The organism is Agromyces sp. NPDC029043 (assembly GCF_055564615.1).
In genome coordinates this window covers 89632-104373 of the sequence record NZ_JBVHVX010000011.1, presented here as the reverse complement: position 1 = coordinate 104373, position 14742 = coordinate 89632, and the positions used below count along the sequence as shown (strand labels likewise).

The 14742-nt window shown below is 72.9% G+C and carries 14 protein-coding genes; 3 read left to right on the top strand and 11 right to left on the bottom strand.

Annotated elements, in window-relative coordinates; genetic code table 11:
* Nucleotides 1-6: 6 nt before the first annotated feature.
* Nucleotides 7-1254, bottom strand: a complete 1248-nt coding sequence (locus tag ACZ4TW_RS14600) for an NAD(P)/FAD-dependent oxidoreductase (RefSeq protein ID WP_465543598.1) — start codon at nt 1252-1254, stop codon at nt 7-9.
* 20 nt (nt 1255-1274) lie between these two features.
* The gene (gene folE, locus ACZ4TW_RS14595) at nt 1275-1913 is read right to left on the bottom strand and encodes a GTP cyclohydrolase I (RefSeq protein ID WP_465543596.1); all 639 of its coding nucleotides are present in this window, start codon (nt 1911-1913) and stop codon (nt 1275-1277) included.
* A 148-nt stretch (nt 1914-2061) separates the two neighbouring features.
* Between folE and ACZ4TW_RS14590 the strand changes: the two genes are divergently transcribed.
* The 3 genes from ACZ4TW_RS14590 to ACZ4TW_RS14580 all read left to right on the top strand — a co-directional run bounded on the left by ACZ4TW_RS14590 (nt 2062) and on the right by ACZ4TW_RS14580 (nt 5073).
* A complete protein-coding gene (locus tag ACZ4TW_RS14590) occupies nt 2062-2754 on the top strand; it encodes a response regulator transcription factor (protein WP_092668794.1) in 693 nt (230 codons plus the stop codon).
* A 41-nt stretch (nt 2755-2795) separates the two neighbouring features.
* Nucleotides 2796-4646: a sensor histidine kinase gene (locus ACZ4TW_RS14585; protein ID WP_465543593.1), complete on the top strand. Its 1851-nt coding sequence runs from the start codon at nt 2796-2798 to the stop codon at nt 4644-4646.
* 136 nt (nt 4647-4782) lie between these two features.
* Entirely contained in the window at nt 4783-5073 is a 291-nt protein-coding gene (locus ACZ4TW_RS14580) for a WXG100 family type VII secretion target (protein WP_465543591.1), read from the top strand.
* Nucleotides 5074-5102: 29 nt separating this feature from the next.
* On the opposite strand, the gene pucL is transcribed toward ACZ4TW_RS14580, so the two are convergent.
* The 9 genes from pucL to ACZ4TW_RS14535 all read right to left on the bottom strand — a co-directional run bounded on the left by pucL (nt 5103) and on the right by ACZ4TW_RS14535 (nt 14722).
* Nucleotides 5103-6008, bottom strand: coding sequence for a factor-independent urate hydroxylase (gene pucL, locus ACZ4TW_RS14575; RefSeq protein ID WP_465543589.1), 906 nt, complete (start codon nt 6006-6008; stop codon nt 5103-5105).
* A gap of 46 nt (nt 6009-6054) precedes the next feature.
* Nucleotides 6055-6393, bottom strand: coding sequence for a hydroxyisourate hydrolase (uraH, locus tag ACZ4TW_RS14570; RefSeq protein WP_465543587.1), 339 nt, complete (start codon nt 6391-6393; stop codon nt 6055-6057).
* Nucleotides 6390-8222 carry an allantoate amidohydrolase gene (locus ACZ4TW_RS14565; protein ID WP_465543585.1) on the bottom strand — a complete coding sequence of 611 codons (1833 nt, stop codon included), beginning with the start codon at nt 8220-8222 and terminating at the stop codon, nt 6390-6392. Before ACZ4TW_RS14565 ends, uraH begins: the two co-directional genes overlap by 4 nt.
* Nucleotides 8219-9442 carry a pyridoxal-phosphate-dependent aminotransferase family protein gene (locus ACZ4TW_RS14560; protein ID WP_465543583.1) on the bottom strand — a complete coding sequence of 408 codons (1224 nt, stop codon included), beginning with the start codon at nt 9440-9442 and terminating at the stop codon, nt 8219-8221. Before ACZ4TW_RS14560 ends, ACZ4TW_RS14565 begins: the two co-directional genes overlap by 4 nt.
* Before the next feature lie 55 nt (nt 9443-9497).
* Nucleotides 9498-10709: an amidase family protein gene (locus tag ACZ4TW_RS14555; RefSeq protein ID WP_465543581.1), complete on the bottom strand. Its 1212-nt coding sequence runs from the start codon at nt 10707-10709 to the stop codon at nt 9498-9500.
* Nucleotides 10706-11830: an acetamidase/formamidase family protein gene (locus tag ACZ4TW_RS14550; RefSeq protein ID WP_465543579.1), complete on the bottom strand. Its 1125-nt coding sequence runs from the start codon at nt 11828-11830 to the stop codon at nt 10706-10708. Before ACZ4TW_RS14550 ends, ACZ4TW_RS14555 begins: the two co-directional genes overlap by 4 nt.
* A 129-nt stretch (nt 11831-11959) precedes the next feature.
* The gene (gene groL / locus ACZ4TW_RS14545; protein WP_465543577.1) at nt 11960-13582 is read right to left on the bottom strand and encodes a chaperonin GroEL; all 1623 of its coding nucleotides are present in this window, start codon (nt 13580-13582) and stop codon (nt 11960-11962) included.
* A gap of 181 nt (nt 13583-13763) precedes the next feature.
* Complete coding sequence (locus ACZ4TW_RS14540; RefSeq protein WP_465543575.1) at nt 13764-13967, bottom strand: cold-shock protein; 204 nt, start codon at nt 13965-13967, stop codon at nt 13764-13766.
* A 209-nt stretch (nt 13968-14176) separates the two neighbouring features.
* Nucleotides 14177-14722 (bottom strand): LytR C-terminal domain-containing protein, encoded by a 546-nt coding sequence (locus ACZ4TW_RS14535; RefSeq protein ID WP_465543573.1) that lies wholly within the window; start codon nt 14720-14722, stop codon nt 14177-14179.
* Between the last annotated feature and the right edge of the window lie 20 nt (nt 14723-14742).

Below are 14742 nucleotides of genomic sequence, written 5' to 3'. Positions count from 1 at the left end.
CGGGGCTCATCCGGCGGGAACGGCGAGCGCCTCGAGGGGCACCGCGGGGTCGGCCAGGCGCGCGGGATCGACGATCGTGCGCGAGCGGATCAGCCGCTGCACGGTCTCGTTGACATCCCAGACGTTCACGTTCATGCCCGCCACGACGCGGTCGTCGCGCAGCCAGAGGGCGACGAACTCGCGCGCCTCGCGATCGCCCCGGAACAGCGGCGCGACGCCCGCGGCGAGCGGCGCGTAGCCGGAGTACTCCATGCCCAGATCGTACTGGTCGGTGTAGAAGTACGGGATCTCGTCGTACTCGACGGCGGTTCCCGCGAGGGAACGCCCGGCCGCCCTGCCCGCGTGGTCGGCGTTGGCCCAGTGCTCGGTGCGCAGGTGCGATCCGAGGAACGGGACGAACACGTTCGCCACGTCGCCCACGGCGAACACGTCGGGATCGCTCGTGCGGAACGCGGCATCCGTCACCACGCCTCGGTCCACCTCGAGGCCGGCGCCCTCCGCGAGGGCGGTCCGCGGGACGGCGCCGATGCCGACGACCACGACCTCGGCCGGCACGACCTCCCCGCCCTCGAGCTCGACGCCCGTCGCTCGCCCGTCGTCGCCGACGATGCCCGCGACGCCCGTCGACATCCGGAGGTCGACGCCGTGCTCGCGGTGCAGGGCCGCGAATACGGCGCCGGCGTCGTCGCCGATGGCCGTGTTGAGCGGCACCGACTCCAGGCCGAGCACCACGACGTCGTTCCCGTGGCCGCGCGCGGCGGCGGCGACCTCGAGCCCGATCCATCCGGCGCCGATGATGACGACGCGCCGGCCGCCGGGCGCCAGCGCCGTACGGAGGGCGATCGAGTCGTCGACCGTGCGAAGCAGGTGCACGCCGTCGAGCTCGCCGCCCGGGCCGCCGAAGCGTCGCGGCGCGGCGCCCGTCGCGAGCAGCGCACGGTCGTAGCGCAGCACCTCGCCGTCGTCGAGCACGAGCTCGTGGGCGCCCGCGTCGAGCCGCTCGGCGCGACGGCCGAGGCGCAGCTCGATGCGGCGGTCGTCGTACCAGGCGCGCGGGTGCACGTCGATCGCGTCGCGCTCGCCCGTTCCGGCGAGGAACTCCTTCGACAGCGGGGGGCGGATGTACGGCGGCACGCGCTCCGCGCCCACGATCACGAGCGGGCCGTCGTATCCCGCCTTCCGTGCGCCCTCGGCCGCTCGCGCTCCCGCGAGCCCGGCGCCGACGATGACGATCGAGCCATCCTTGCCCGGCATCGCACCCACCTCATCCCATCTCAGGCCGGATCGCGCAGGCCGCACCGCGCCAGGAACTCGCGACGCGTCTGCGCGTCGTCGCGCACGACTCCGGCGAACGAGCTCGTCACCGTGCGCGTGCCGCGCACCTGCGCGCCGCGCAGCGACATGCACAGGTGCTCGGCGTCGAGGACGACGCCCACGCCGAGCGGCTGCAGCTCGGCGTCGATCCAGTCGGCCACCTGGCGCGTGAGCCGCTCCTGCACCTGCAGGTCGCGGGCGAAGTGCTCGACCGCGCGCGCGAACTTCGACAGCCCGAGCAGCCGGTCGCGGGGGACGTAGCCGACGTGCGCGATGCCGCTGAACGGCAGCAGGTGGTGCTCGCACAGCGAGTCGAACGGGATCCCGGCGACCACGACGAGCTCGTCGTACCCCTCGTCGTTCGGGAACGTCGTGGCTTCGAAGGGCCGCGGGGAGAGCAACTCGGCGAACGCGTCGGCGACGCGCCGCGGGGTGTCGGCCAGGTGGGGCGAGCGGATGTCGCGCCCGAGCGCCGCGAGCAGGTCGCCGATCGCCTCGGCGGCGCGGGCCCGGTCGATCGGCCCCACGGCGTCGCCGGCGATCACGGCATGGAGGCGGGGACGTTCGGTGCCGGGTTCGGCGAGTTCGATCGAGGTCATGTCGCGCCCTCCTCGCTCCCGACGCTAGGCCCATGGGATTCTTTTGTCAAGATCCATCACTTTTAGAAGTCCCTCGTCAGGCGCGTCGCACGGGCGGCCCAACGGATTCCCAGCCGGGATTCAGCCCACGCGCAGCAGAATCGGGGGTATGAGCGACGGACCCCGCATCCTGATCGTGGACGACGAGCCCAACATCCGCGACCTGCTGACGACGAGCCTCCGCTTCGCCGGGTTCGCGGTGCGAGCCGTCGCGAACGGCGCGCAGACCATCTCGGCCGTGCTCGAGGAGGAACCCGACCTCATCATCCTCGACGTGATGCTGCCCGACATGAACGGCTTCGGCGTCACGAAGCGGCTCCGGTCGGCCGGCTACACCGCGCCCATCCTCTTCCTCACCGCGAAGGACGACACCGAGGACAAGATCACGGGACTCACCGTGGGCGGCGACGACTACGTGACCAAGCCGTTCAGCCTCGACGAGATCGTGGCGCGCATCCGCGCCATCCTGCGCCGCACCATGCACGCCGAGGAGGATGCGGTCATCCGCACCGGTGAGCTGACCATGGACCAGGACACGCACGAGGTGCTCGTCGGCGACGTGCCGGTCGAGCTCTCCCCCACCGAGTTCAAGCTGCTGCGCTACCTCATGCTGAACCCCAACCGCGTGCTTTCGAAGGCGCAGATCCTCGACCACGTGTGGGAGTACGACTTCAACGGCGACGCGGGCATCGTCGAGAGCTACATCTCGTACCTCCGCCGAAAGCTCGACCAGCACTCGTCCGAGCCGCTCATCCAGACCAAGCGCGGCTTCGGCTACATGCTGAAGTCGTCGAAGTCCTAGTTCAGGACCGGTACAGGGTGCCTGCGTAGACTCGGCCCGCCATGCACCAGACCCTCGCCGACCGCTGGAGCCGGATCTCGCTCCGCACGAAGATCACGGGCGTCACCGTGCTCATGCTGACGCTCGGGCTCCTCGTGTCCGGCATCGGCACGGCGGCGATGCTCCGCAGCTACGTCGAGAGCCAGCTCGAGTCCAAGCTCAGCGCGATCGCCTCGGGCGACCTCTACAAGTACTTCACGCAGGACGGCGACGAGCCCGACGAGGATGCCAACCTCAGCGGGCTCGACTTCAGCTCGTCCGACGACGTCTTCGTGGCCGTGTACGACCCCACCACGGGCGAGTTCAAGGGGCACAACTGGTCGAACCGCGAGAAGGCGACCTATCCGATGCTGCCCGAGCGGCTCACCCAGGCCGACGTGGTCTCGCAGAACTCGGGCGGCGGCTACCGCGTGTTCTCGCTCTCCGACGCCAACGGCGAACCCACCTTCCGCGGCGTCTACGCGCTCATGGACGCCGACGGGCGCGGCGCCCTGGCCCCGATCATCCTCGCGATCTCCTCGCAGGACACGGAGCGGCTGCTCGCGGCGTACCTGACGATCTTCCTCGGCTTCGGCCTCGGCGTCGTGCTCGTCGGCGCGCTCCTCACGCGCATGCTCGTCACCTCGACCTTCGCCCCCCTGCGCGAGGTCGAGCACACCGCGGCCGCGATCGCCGACGGCGACTTCAGCCAGCGCCTCGGCGGCGCCACCCCGAACACCGAGGTCGGACGCCTCAACCGCTCGCTCAACACGATGCTCAACCGCATCGACCGCGCGTTCCGCGACCGCGCCCGCACCATCGACCAGATGCGACGGTTCGTCGGGGATGCCTCGCACGAGCTGCGCACGCCCCTCGTCTCGGTTCGGGGCTACGCCGAGCTGTACCGGATGGGCGCGTTGCAGTCGCCCGAGGATGTCGCGCAGGCGATGGACCGCATCGAGAAGGAGGCCATCCGCATGGGCGGCCTCGTCGAGGACCTGCTGGCCCTCGCCCGCCTCGACGAGGCCAAGCCGCTCGACCTCGCCGAGGTCGACCTGGTGCCGCTCGCACGCGACGCGGCGCTCGACGCCATGGCCGCGAACCCCGGTCGCGCGGTCACCGTGATCGCCCCGGAGGACGTGAGGACCGACTCGGTCGGCGTGGTGCCGGTCGATGTCGAGGTCGACCTCGACGCGACGCCCGCCCGCGCCAGCGCAGGGCCGATCGCCCTCGCCGGCGCGACGCTCGCGCGCCTACGCGGACGACGCACGCCGGCGGTCGCGGGCGCCGCCGCGACGTCGGGCCGGTCGCGGCGGGGCGGCGGCCGAGGTGGGGCCGGCGGTTCGCGTTCGGCGCGGGCCGAGGCGCGTGCCACGACCGCGGCCGGCGATCGTCGCGCAGGCGGCACCGACCTCGGGCCCGCCGATGCCTCGACGACGGGCGCGCTCCAGGCCGACCTGCCGACGGTGCCGGTCCGGCGCGCGATCGTGCTGGCCGAGGAGAACAAGATCCGCCAGGTCATCACCAACCTGATGGGCAACGCGATGCGCTTCACGCCCGAGGACAGCCCCATCGAGATCCGCGTCTCGATCGACGACACGGCCGAGCGCGCGATGCTCGAGATCGTCGACCACGGTGAGGGCGTGCCGCCGCAGATCCGGGAGAAGATCTTCCAGCGGTTCTGGCGTGCCGACTCCTCCCGCACCCGCGAGACGGGCGGCTCGGGCCTCGGGCTCGCGATCGTCTCGTCGATCGTCGCCGCACACAACGGGCACGTCGACGTCGTCGAGACGCCGGGGGGCGGCGCGACCTTCCGCGTGGCGCTCCCGCTCGCGAGCTCGCCGGCGGCGCCGCAGCCCGTGACCTCGTCCTGAGGCAGGCCGGCCCGGCACCGACCCGTCCTCCCCAGTCGCGCGCGACGAGCCCACGACGACGGATGGCGCGACCGCCGGCCGACGGCCTCGCACGCGCCCGTAGCGTGGCGGCGTACACCGAGCGGAAGGACGCATGATGACGAGGTACCAGGTCGACAGCGAGCAGGTCCAGATGGCCACGCAGAGCGCGCACGCCACCATCGAGCGGGTCCGCTCCGAGGTCGCCTCGCTCATGGCGCAACTCACCGGACTGCAGGGGTCGTGGTCGGGGCAGGCGGCGACGGCCTTCCAGGCCGCGGTCACCGACTGGCGCGCGACGCAGCAGCACGTCGAGGAGAGCCTGGCCGGGCTGGGCCACGCGCTCGGCGCGGCGGCGATGCACTACGCCGACGTCGAGCAGTCCAACGCCCGGCTCTTCGTGCGCTGACCGGCCGACCTGCGCGGGCCCATCCGCCCTCAGACCAGGCCGGTGTACGCCTGCCACGCCGGCCCGGCGTCCGGCGCGTCGTCGCGGGTCACGCTGGCCTGGATGAGCCCGTAGGGTCGGTCGTCGGCGTGGAAGACCTCACCCGGATTGTCGATGCCGAACGGCGCCAGGTCGTACAGGAAGTGGTGCTTGTTGGGTGCCGAGAGCCGCACCTCGGCGATGTCGTCGTACGCCTCGAGCACCGCGCGGCCCATCTCGTAGAGCGTCTGCTGCAGCGCGAGCGAGTGCACGGTCGCGAACGTCTCGACCAGCGCCCGCCGCACCCCCTCGTAGATCGCGTTCCAGTCTCCCTCGGCGGTCGCGAACCGCCATCGGGCGGTGAGCGAGGTCGCCATGATGCGGTCGGTCGTCGGCTGCAGCACCGTGTACGGGTCCTGGAGGAAGCCGTGGAACTCGGAGCCCGTCGACTTCAGGATCACGAGGTCCTTCAGGCCGCCCGTGACCCACGTGCGTTGCGCCCCGCCCGTGCCCTCGACCGTCACCGAGGCGGTCCGCACCTCCTGCCCCCGCCGGACCCAGGCGTGGTCGTGCTCCCGCCCCTCCACCGACACGCGCTCCCACGCGTACTCCTCGACCTCGACACGGGCCGCCTCGACCGGCTCGACGTCGTCGACGAAGTGACGGGCGAGCGCAAGGCCGTACGCCTCGATCGACTCGATCCCGACCTGCTTCGCGTAGGCGTACGCCGTCTGCTTCTGGGTGTCCGTGGGCAGCACGTTCGACTGGTCGCCCACGAGGTGCGCGTCGGCGAAGTCGCCCCGGAGCGCGGTCGACACGTTCACGTCCCGGATCTCGTGCCGCGGAGCGTCGCGCACCAGCCGCACGATCCGGTTCTCCGCCTTGCCGTACTGGTTGTCGCCGAGCACGATGCCCATCCGCCGCTCCTTCGCCCGTCAGATCCGAACCCCCGCGGGCCCGATGCTAGCTTCCCCGGTAGGTCGAGTACGCGAACGGGCTGAGCAGCAGCGGAACGTGGTAGTGCTCGGCAGCGTCGGCGACCTCGAACACGATGACGACCTCGGGGTAGAACGTCGGGCGATCGCCGAAGTAGGCGCCCGTGTCGAAGACCGCACGGTACACGCCCTCGGGCAGCAGCGCGGGGCCGAGCACCCCGATCCGACCGTCGGCATCGGTCACGCCCGACGCGACGGCCGTCCAGGCGCCTCCGGCGAGCGCCTCGAGCCGCACCGCGATCCCCTCGGCGGGGCGCCCCTGCACGGCGTCGAGCACGTGCGTCGTCACGTGGCTGCGAACGCTCATGCCGCGGCCCCGATCGGCGTCGACGCGTCGGCGAACATCCTCCGCAGCCGCAGCAGGGCGATCTCGCGCAGCTGCCCGCCGACGACCGCGAGCTCCTCGTCGTCGCTGAGCGTGAGCCTCCGCTCGAGCTCGGAGAGGATCTCCGCGCGGGAGCGACCGGCGGCCCGGATCAGGAAGATGCGTCCGAACCGTTCCTCGTACGCGCGATTGCCCCGCGCGATCGCCGCCGCGAGCTCGGGATCCTCGGCGTCGGCCGACGCCTGCTCCGACCGGGAGAACCGCTGCGCGGCGCCATCCCCAGCCGCGCGCTCGCCGATGCGGGGATGCGCGGCGAGGGCCTCGTCGACCTCGGCCGGCGAGAGCGGCGAGGCCGCGGCCTCCGCCGCCGCGAGCAGCGCCTCGAGGCCGGGGTACGGCGCGTGGGCGGCGACCTCCTCGACCCAGCGCTCCACGTGCAGGCAGGCCCGCAGCCGATCGCGGAACGGCTCGTCGCCGCCGGGAACGTCTGACATGGGCACCCCCTCCCGCCGCAGCCGGTGCGGCGTGCGTCCACTGTAGCGACCGCCGTCGGCGCGGATCGCCTCCGCGACCGCGAGCACGGCGCCCTCGAGGGCATCGATCGCGGCGGCGACATCCGCGAGCGCCACGGTCTCGTCGGGGTGATGGCTGATGCCGCCGTTGCCGCACCGCACGAACAGCATCGCGATGTCGGCGACCGCGTGCACCGCCATGCCGTCGTGGCCGGCCCGGCTCCACAGCGTCAGCGGCTCACGATCACCCGTCCGGCGGACGCCGGCGGCCACCGCCTCGCGAAGCCACGGCGCGCACGGCGTCGCGTCGGCACGCGAGAGCTCGTTCACCCCGAACCGGAGTCCGCGCGTCGAAGCGATCTCCCGGCCGCGCCGGAGGATCTCGGCGAGCGCCTCGTCGCGCGCGGCATCGACCTCACCGCGCAGGTCGAGGGTGAACTCCACGCGGCCCGGGATCACGTTGATTCCCCCGGGGAACGCCTCGAGCCGGCCGACGGTCGCGATCACGCCGCGACGGCGTCCGATGGCCTCGACGTCGACCACGAGCCGGCTCGCGCCCACGAGCGCGTCCCGACGCCGCTCGTACGGCGTGCCGCCCGCGTGGCCGGCGTGCCCGGTCATCGCGAGCTCGAAGCGCCGGGCCCCGGCGATCGAGGAGACCACCGCCAGGGCGCGGTCGGCCTCCTCCAGGTACGGCCCCTGCTCGATGTGCACCTCGAGGTAGCCGACGAGCGAGTCCGGCCGCCGGGCGGCGCCGGGCAGGTGGTCGGGATCGAGGCCGAAGGCGGCGAACGTCTCGCGGAGCGTGCGCCCCTCGGCGTCGCGCAGGTGCCACCATGCGGGGTCGAAGCCGCCGGCGAGCGCGCGACTGCCGAGCAGCGGGGTGCCGAAGCGCGTGCCCTCCTCGTCGGCGAAGCCCACCACCTCGAGCGCGAAGGGCAGCGGATCGCCGCGGCGTGCCATCCGCTCGGCCACCTCGATGGCGACGAGCACCCCGAGCGTGCCGTCGTAGCGGCCCGCGTCGCGCACGGTGTCGAGGTGCGAGCCGAGCAGCAGCGCGGGAAGGCCCTCGGTCGCGCCCTCGAGGCGCCCGCACCGGTTCGCGCCGGCGTCGACCCAGGTCGCGAGGCCCGCGCCCGACAACCAGGCTCCGGCGAGCTCGTTCGCGCCACGATGCTCGGCCGAGAGGTGCAGGCGCTCGATGCGCCCGGGATGGGCCGAGACCGCCGCGAGCTGCTCGCAGCGCTCGAGCACGCGCTCGGCGGCCGCGAGCGTCGTCGGGGGCGGCACGCTGCTCACGCGGCGGCTCCCGCGTAGACGTCACGGGCCGCACCGACGCCCGCCCCCGCCGCGCACGCGTGCCCCTCGGCGCGCAGCACCTGCTCGAGCGCGGCCAGCGTGGTCAGCACGGCGTCGCGGCGCGCGTTGACGCCCATGGTCCCGATCCGCCAGATGCGACCGTGCAACGGCCCGAACGAGGTGCCGATCTCGATCGCGAAGTCCTCGAGGAGCGCCGAGCGCACGCGCTCGCCGTCGATGCCGTCGGGGATCCGCACGCCCACGACGTTGTGCATGCGGTGGGCCCGGTCGCCGAACACGCCGAGGCCGAGCGCCTCGACGCCCTCGAGCATCGCGATGCCGTGCAGTCGGTGCCGCTCGACGGCGCGATCGACGCCCTCCTCGAGCAGGATCCGCGCGCACTCGTGCGCGGCGTAGAGCATCGAGGTCGCCTCGGTGTGGTGGTTGAGTCGCCGCTCGCCCCAGTACTCGAGGATCATGCCGAGGTCGAAGTAGTTCGACCGGATGGGATCGTCGCGCTCCGGGTCGTCCGGCGCTCGGAGGCCGGCCTCCACGCTCGTCCGCGACCGGATCCGCTCGACGGCCGCCTCCGACAGGCTGATCGGCGCGCTGCCCGACGGACCGCCGAGGCACTTCTGCAGGCCGGCCGTGGCGGCGTCGAGGCCCCACTCGTCCATCTCGAACCGGTTGCCGCCGAGCGAGGCGGTGACATCCGCGTACATGAGCACGCCGTGCCGCCGGCAGAGCTCTCCGAGCTCGTCGAGCGGCTGCGCGACGGTGGTCGACGTGTCGCCGTGCACGATGGCGAGCAGTGCCGGCCGCACCTCCACGATCGCCCGCTCGATCGCGGCTACCGGGAACACGCCGCCCCACTCGACCTCGCGCACGTGCACCTCGGCACCCGCGCGGCGCGCGACCTCGGCCAGCAGGAGCCCGAACCGGCCGAACACCGGCACCAGAACCCGGTCGCCCGGCGCCACGAGCGACACCATGGCCGCCTCGATGCCGGCGCGCGACGTGCCGTCGACGACGAGCGTCGCGGCGTTCCGCGTGCGGAACACGCCGCGGTACAGCGCCATGGTCTCGTTCATGTACACCGTCATCGCCGGGTCGTACTGCCCGACGAGCGGTGCCGACATCGCCCGCAGCACGCGGGGATGGGCGTTGACGGGACCGGGACCCATGAGCAGTCGCGCGGGCGGGTCGATCGGCGCTGCCATGATGACGCCCCCCTGACTCGGATGTCCCAGGAGGGCAGGCTACGGAACGCGTGTTTCAGCGAGGTGACGTGCCGGCGGCGAGCTCGCGAGCGAGGCCGATCAGCGCCGTGTCGGTGCCGCGCGGTCCGACGAGGCATACGCCGACGGGCGCGGCGTCAACCGTCAGCAGGGGCACCGAGAGCGCCGGGCGGCCCGTGACGCCGGCGACCGCGGTCATCCGGAGCGTCGCCGCGCGCACCGCCTCGAGCTCCACGCCGTCGGCATCGAGGGCCGGGGCGACGGATGCCGCGGAGGGGAGCACGAGCACGGCATCGCCCAGGACCGCGTCGATCGCCCGGCGAGCGGCGGCCAGACCTGCCCGGGCGGCTCGCTCCGCCTCCGGTGCGACCGTGGAGGCCCATGCGAAGCGTGCCGCCACGTCGGCCCCGAGCACTCCCGGATGCGCACGCAGCCACGCGCCGTGCGCGGCCCAGGCCTCCGCGGCCTGCACCGTGCGGAAGTCCTCGTGCAGCTCGTCGAGCGCGGCCTCACCGAGCGCCGGAGCAGCGAGGTCGACCACGTCACGCGCCCAGCCGGCGAGTGCCGCGCGGAGGGCGTCCTGCACTCCGGGCATCGCGGACCCGGCGAGCGCGGTCGAGCTCACGAGGCCGCCGGTCGGCCGTCGCACCGCGGCGCCGCCGTCGCCGGGGTCGAGGCTCGCGACCGCCGCCGCTTCGAGCACGGCCGGGTCTCGGGCCAGCCAGCCCACGGTGTCGAACGACGGCGCGAGCGGCAGCACGCCGTCGCGGCGCACGGCTCCGTGCGTGGTCCGCAGGCCCCAGAGGCCCTGGTACGAGGCCGGCACGCGGATCGACCCGGCCGTGTCGGTCCCGAGGCCGAGATCGGCCTGGCCGAGCGCGACCGCCGAGGCCGGGCCGCTGGATGAGCCTCCGGGGATCGCCCCTGGCACCGCGGGGTTCGGCGGGGTGCCGTACGCGGCGTTCCGGCCGGCGATGCTGTACGCGAACTGGTCGGTGCGGGCGATGCCGCGCACCGCCGCGCCGGCACCGAGCAGGCGGCGCAGGCTCGCGGCCGACCCCGACTCGCGCGGTGCCTCGTCGAGGTACGCCGGCACCCCCGCGCCGATGGCGAAGCCCGCGACCGCGAACACGTCCTTGACCGCGACGAGGCACCCGTCGAGCGCACCGCGCCCGGTCGGCGCGACGAGCGGGTCGCCGACGGCGCGCCACACCCGCGGATCCGGCGGCTGCGCCATCCGCTCGGTCACGCGACCCCGCCGCCTCGGCCGGCCGACCCCACGCGCCGGAAGTCGCTCGTCCGGATGCGCGCATGCACGCCCTTGACCAGGTCGACCACCTGCGAGATGTCGAAGTCGGTCGCCGCGCTCAGGTACGCGTAGGCGAGGTGCGGCGCCATCCCGTACCGCGCGCCGAGGAGCGCGACGGCGTTGCGCACGCACTCCCGCATCGCGACGTCGAGGTCGGGGTCCATGCCGGTGGGCACGAGGTACTCGCCGGTCTCCGCGAGCGGTCCGGCGATCGCCCCGAACTCGCGGACCGCCGTCTCGGCCGGCACCACCTCGAAACGCAGCCGCACTCGGAGCGACCCCTCGAGCGCGGTCAACGCCACCTCGCCGTCGCCCTGCGCGAAGTGCGGATCGCCGACGTACGCGAGCGCGCCCGGCACCTGCACGGGCAGGTAGAGGCTCGCGCCCGCGGTGAGCAGCTTGATGTCGATGTTGCCGCCGTGGGAGCCCGGCGGCACCGAATGCGGCCGTTCGTCGGCGTCGACGGCGACGCCCATGACGCCGAGGAACGGGGCGAGCGGGAAGCGCACCGCCCGTTCGCCGCCGTCCTCCAGGGGCAGCGCGCCGAACCATCCGCCCGAGTCGTCCTGCTCGATCGGCGTGAACACGCTCACGTTGCCGGGCTGCCGCGGGAACTCGCCCGGCAGCGCGCCGCGACCGTGGCGGTTCGAGATCACGCCGTACGGCACCCGCGGCACGGCCTCGAGGAGCGTCAGGCGGAGCAGGTCGCCCGGCCGGGCGCCGCGCACGCGGATCGGCCCGGTGACCACGTGCGGCCCGTCCGCCGCGGCGTCGCGAGGGTGGGCGGATGTCGCGAGCGCGACCGCCTCGTCGAGCACGTGCTCGCGCGGCACGCCGTGCCGGGCGAACCAGGCCGCCGGATCGCGGCCCTGGTCCTCCAGGAGGCCCTCGTGGCTCACGGTGTCGATCACGACCTCGTCGCCGGAGTCGACCTCGAGCACGGGCGCGTCGCCGCGGGCGGGAAGGCGTCCCCAGAACAGCGTCTCCGCTTCGGCGGGGAGGTAGGTCATGCCGTCGTCGACGCCGGCACCGCGCTGCAGCACCTCGTGGAACCCGCTCATCCGCACCCCGCCTCGCACCGCCGGGCGGCCCGACCGCCCGTGTCCGAGTACAGTACCGGCCCGTGCACGACGAAGGGCGCCTCCCGGAGGAGACGCCCTTCGCGTGGTTCGGCGCGAGCCGAGGCGGGACTAGAAGTCCATGCCGCCGCCCATGTCGGCGGCCGCGGGGGCGGCAGCCTTCTCGGGCTTGTCGGCGACGACGGCCTCGGTGGTGAGGAACAGGCCCGCGATGGACGCGGCGTTCTGCAGCGCCGAGCGGGTGACCTTCGCCGGGTCGATGATGCCCTGCGCGAGCAGGTCGCCGTACTCGCCGGTCGCGGCGTTGAGGCCGTGACCCGCGGGCAGCTCCGAGACCTTGTTGGCCACGACACCCGGCTCGAGGCCGGCGTTGAGGGCGATCTGCTTGAGCGGCGCCTCGATGGCGACCTTGACGATGTTCGCACCGGTCGACTCGTCGCCCTCGAGCTCGAGCTTGCCGAATGCGACCTTGCCGGCCTGGATCAGCGCGACGCCGCCACCGGCGACGATGCCCTCCTCGACGGCGGCCTTCGCGTTGCGGACGGCGTCCTCGATGCGGTGCTTGCGCTCCTTGAGCTCGACCTCGGTGGCCGCGCCCGCCTTGATGACGGCGACGCCGCCGGCGAGCTTGGCGAGGCGCTCCTGCAGCTTCTCGCGGTCGTAGTCGGAGTCGGTGTTGTCGATCTCCGAGCGGATCTGGGCGACGCGGCCCGCGATCTGGTCGGGGTCGCCGGCGCCCTCGACGATGGTCGTCTCATCCTTGGTGATGACGACCTTGCGCGCCTGGCCGAGCAGGTCGAGGGTGGCGTTCTCGAGCTTGAGGCCGACCTCCTCGGAGATGACCTGGCCGCCGGTGAGGATCGCGATGTCCTGGAGCTGGGCCTTGCGGCGGTCGCCGAAGCCCGGCGCCTTGACGGCGACCGACTTGAAGATGCCGCGGATCTTGTTCACGACGAGCGTGGCCAGGGCCTCGCCGTCGACATCCTCGGCGATGATCAGGAGCTGCTTGCCCGACTGGATCACCTTGTCGACGATCGGGAGCAGGTCCTTGATGTTGGAGATCTTCTGGTTGGCGATGAGGATGTACGGGTCCTCGAACACCGCCTCCTGGCGCTCCGGGTCGGTGACGAAGTACGCCGACAGGTAGCCCTTGTCGAAGCGCATGCCCTCGGTCAGCTCGAGCTCGGTGCCGAAGGTGTTCGACTCCTCGACGGTGACGACGCCCTCCTTGCCGACCTTGTCGATCGCCTCGGCGATGATCTCGCCGATCTGGGGGTCGGCGGCCGAGATCGACGCGGTCGCGGCGATCTCGTCCTTGGTCTCGATCTCCTTCGCGGCGGCGAGGAGCTCCTCGGAGACGGCCGCGACGGCCTTCTCGATGCCGCGCTTGAGCGAGATGGGGTCGGCGCCCGCGGCGACGTTGCGGAGGCCCTCGCGCACGAGCGCCTGGGCGAGCACGACCGACGTGGTGGTGCCGTCACCGGCGACGTCGTCGGTCTTCTTCGCGACCTCCTTGACGAGCTCGGCGCCGATCTTCTCGTACGGGTCGTCGAGCTCGATCTCCTTGGCGATGGACACGCCGTCGTTGGTGATCGTGGGCGCGCCCCACTTCTTCTCGAGCACGACGTTGCGGCCGCGCGGGCCGAGGGTCACCTTGACCGCGTCGGCGAGCGTGTTGAGGCCACGCTCGAGGCCGCGACGGGCCTCCTCATCGAAAGCAATGATCTTTGCCATGTGTGTCTCTCGTCCCTTCCCGGACGTCTAAGAACCGTGGGTTAGCACTCGAAACGAGCGAGTGCTAAAACGATTCTGGCACTCACCCGTCCCGAGTGCAAGCGAGGAGGGCACCGGCAGACACGCGCGGACATGCGGAAGCGCCGCCGGTCGAGACGGCGGCGCTTCCGTGAGACGGGGCTCAGGCCGGGCGGACGGCCTCGGCCTGCGGGCCCTTCGCGCCCGAGCCGACCTCGAAGACGACCTGCTGGCCCTCCTCGAGCACCTTGTACCCGGCCATGTCGATCGCGGAGTAGTGGACGAAGACGTCCTGGCCCCCGCCGTCGACGGTGATGAATCCGTAACCCTTTTCAGCGTTGAACCACTTGACGGTTCCGTTCGCCATGCGTTGCTCCCATGTTGCCGTGAATCCGAGTCAGCACGTGCCTCTCGCCTGTACCGGGCCGTCCGACGTGCTGACGTGGCGCCGGTGGGGCGCCGGGTGCTTCACACGGGTTTCGAGCGACCGACTCCAGATAGTCACAGGCCGCGCGCCGGGCACAAGAGGCTGCGCGTCACGAATGGTCGCAGAATGGCAACGATTCGGTCACCGGCTCAGCCGGCGGTCTGCTCGGCGTAGTCGGCGCCCAGCACCACCACGAGCTGGATGCCCGACTCGGCGGACTCCGCGGAGAGCCGCACGTCGGCACCGGGCAGCAGCTGCGCCACCCCGCGGGCCGCCCCCTCGAGCTCGGCCGTCGCGTAGTAGACGACGGTCTCCTGGACATCGTTCGCGTCGGCGTTCGACGCGACGCCCACGGGCACGCCGCCGGCCGCGAGGGTCTCGCTCGCCCGCGCCGCGAGCCCCGCGGTCGTCGTGCCGTTCAGCACGGCGACGGGGATGTCGGGCGCGATCGTCGGCTCGGCCGTGACGACCGGCTCAGGCGAGGCCGTCGGCACCGCGGCGTCGCCGAAGTCGAGGCGGTCGTTGAAGACGGCCACCGCCGCGATCCCGGCGACCGCGAGCACGACGGTCGCCAGGGCCGCCCAGCCGAACGCGACCCAGCGGTTGCGGCGTCGCGCCGGGGCGCGGTGCGCGCCGACCCGCTCGATGCCGTGCGGGATCGAGTCGAATCGGTCACGGGGGAACTTCTGCGCCATGGGTCCAGTCGTGGGGGGTC